Origin of the sequence: Photorhabdus sp. CRCIA-P01 (genome assembly GCF_003545805.1) — a bacterium.
GTDB classification, from domain to species: Bacteria; Pseudomonadota; Gammaproteobacteria; order Enterobacterales; family Enterobacteriaceae; genus Photorhabdus; species Photorhabdus antumapuensis.
The window spans coordinates 1-1,049 of the sequence record NZ_NMQR01000189.1 but is presented as its reverse complement, the minus strand read 5'-3'; the positions used below and the strand labels follow the sequence as shown (position 1 = coordinate 1,049).

Annotated in this window: 1 protein-coding gene; it reads left to right on the top strand. The window is 44.7% G+C overall.

Annotation, left to right across the window (positions count from 1 at the left end; genetic code table 11):
* On the top strand, window positions 1–346 hold a 346-nt coding region (locus tag D3222_RS24735), incomplete at its 5' end, for a type VI secretion IcmF C-terminal domain-containing protein (RefSeq protein WP_304598690.1).
* Between the last annotated feature and the right edge of the window lie 703 nt (window positions 347–1,049).

Genomic DNA, 1,049 nt, shown 5'->3' with positions numbered 1-1,049 from the left:
GCGTTTACGTTGGCCGGGGGACAGTGATAACCCCGGCGTGGTGCTGACGTGGACGAGTGTGAACACCGGGGCGAGAGTGTTTGGCGATTATCCGGGGACGTGGGGATTAATGCGGTGGTTAGCGCAGGCGAAGGTGACCGCGCTGGACGGCAGTCGTTACCGGCTGACGTTGACTGCGCCGGACGGATTGCCGCTGACCTGGGTATTACGCACCGAAGTCGGGAAAGGTCCGCTGGCGTTGCTGGCCCTGAAAGGGTTCCGGTTGCCGAAAACAATTTTTGTGGAGCATGCGGGAAATACCCTTCCTGAGCCGGGGATAAATAATCATGATGGGGAAGAAGAGTAATCGCTTATTTGACGGAATAACTCTGAGGCAGAGATAACGGTGATATTGGTATTGTCACCCGGCTATTGCCAGAATATTGAATTGAGTGCTGCTGTTCATTCGATGATAGATATTTTATAACCATATCATCATGATATTCCTGTCTGTGAGGCTTTATTATAAGGCAGGGTAAAGCTATTATGGATGGGGTAACGCTAAATAATAAAATCTATTCTCATTCGCAGAATATAATTGAGAATCATTTCTTTTTATTGATGATAGTGAATATTAATCATAAAGTGGAGAGTATAATAATGCTTGCATTGTATTTTGTTAATTAATTAACATATTGAAAATAATATAAAAATAGACTTGATTTTAATCCGCACCCACGGGGAGGATTGAATTATTTAGTCACCCTATAGGCAATTAATGAATCTATTCATTCGCGGGCAGATGACCGGCCTTCGCGATTATTTTTATTCTGGTTAGCTCTCAATTAAGCAATACCGGCATCAATTGACTGTTCCCCGCATTTATCAGGGTTAACAACCGAGAATATATTCGGTTGGATTTTCGGTAGTTGAATTGACATATACCCTATGGATTTCAAGATGCATCGCGACGGCAAGGGAGAGAATCCCCGGGAGCATAGCGAACTATGTGACCGGGGTGAGCGAGTGCAGCCAACAAAGAGGCAACTTGAAAGATAACGGGTATAACC